We start from the raw sequence: 1333 nt of genomic DNA on the forward strand, positions 1-1333 counted from the left end.
AACGCCCTAAGCCACGCCGTGGCCCTCGCCGAATGGATACGGATCATCTAGCTCAATCTAAGCAAAAGAAATCATGAATTCTTAGTATCCGCAGATTGAGAGTTACCTATAATCTGGGTCGAGAGACGCCGCCCAATGCGGATAAATGGCTTTTCAATCACAAAATAAGAAAACAATACCGGGACACAAAGTAGAAAGGTATAGCCAAGAATTGGGGCTTCTCGATAAAAGTCAGGCGTCCCAGTAAACATCTGTTGCCAGAGATATATGCTATACGAGGCCACCCCAATCAATTGAACGGCCCTGTTGGAGACAATACCCACGAGCGGACCCTTGCTCTCAAGAGTCCCAAATAGAACTATCGCAATCAGAAATGGCTGAAGAAGTAGAAACTGCTGGGCAAACTGTAGGGAGGAGATAGCCAATCCGGCGATCCCAACATAGACATGCCAATGCAATATCCGATTCCGGAAAACCTCCCGGATACTTGAGGAAAGGCCCCAAATCGCCCCGATTGCCAAAAGTGCGAAAGGGCGAGTCCAAGGCTGCCATGGGGAAATTCCGATTAAGAAAAAAAGTAGAACGAACAAGGAAGGGAGCCTGAACCTGCTTGGTAAAAGCAAAAACAGCAAAGGCCAAATGATATAGAACTGCTCCTCCACAGCAAGACTCCAAGTGTGGCCCAGCATCCAGCCACAATCTGCGAACCAAAGATTACAAGTAAAGGTTCCTGCGTAGAAAAACTGCGCATTTGTGACCGGCCAATCACTGAAATAGGAAATGACATACAAAGAACACAAGAAAAACAAAAATGCCGGCAGTATGCGAAAAATGCGCCTAATATAGAAGGCCTGCAAACTGACTTCCCCACGCTTCTTCTCCTCGGCCCACATCAGGGTAGTAATGAGGTAGCCGCTTATAAGAAAGAAGAAGCTTACTCCTAAGGTTGCGGTAATGCCCAGCGGACGCGCCGCGATATTCCAAAGAACCATTAAGAGACTTTCAAATGAGTCAACAGATAATGATTGAAACGAAGTAGTCGGGAAAAAATCTACAAACCGGTGCTCGATTAAGTGTCCAATTAAAACCAAAATAACACTTAGGCCTCGCCATCCATCTATTGCTCCATTGCGGTCCATGAATACTCCTTGTAGGCTAACCCAACCAGTCAGCTGGGATTCAGATCAAATCAAAGCCGAGCTTCGCCACTTATAAACTTCAACCTGCGCCGTTGGGCTCCCTCGATTACTATGAGAGTCCAAGCGATTGATATCGCCATGTTGAGGGATTGGCTAGAGCGTTTCCCGAGTTTTGTGAATCGAAAGGATTCCCA

At 46.7% G+C, this 1333-nt stretch carries 1 protein-coding gene; it reads right to left on the reverse strand.

Going from position 1 to position 1333, the window contains the following annotated elements; translation table 11 throughout:
- Positions 1–71 precede the first annotated feature (71 nt).
- Positions 72–1139, reverse strand: a complete 1068-nt coding sequence (locus B7364_RS08270) for an acyltransferase family protein (RefSeq protein WP_085339535.1) — start codon at positions 1137–1139, stop codon at positions 72–74.
- Positions 1140–1333: the final 194 nt, after the last annotated feature.

The sequence above is a fragment of the Aquidulcibacter paucihalophilus genome (genome assembly GCF_002105465.1).
GTDB classification, from domain to species: domain Bacteria; phylum Pseudomonadota; class Alphaproteobacteria; order Caulobacterales; family Aquidulcibacteraceae; genus Aquidulcibacter; species Aquidulcibacter paucihalophilus.

What these genes read in the sequence shown, in the direction of transcription:
- B7364_RS08270 (WP_085339535.1), bottom strand. Translation starts at nt 1,139, where the DNA reads ATGGACCGCAATGGAGCAATAGATGGATGGCGAGGCCTAAGTGTTATT.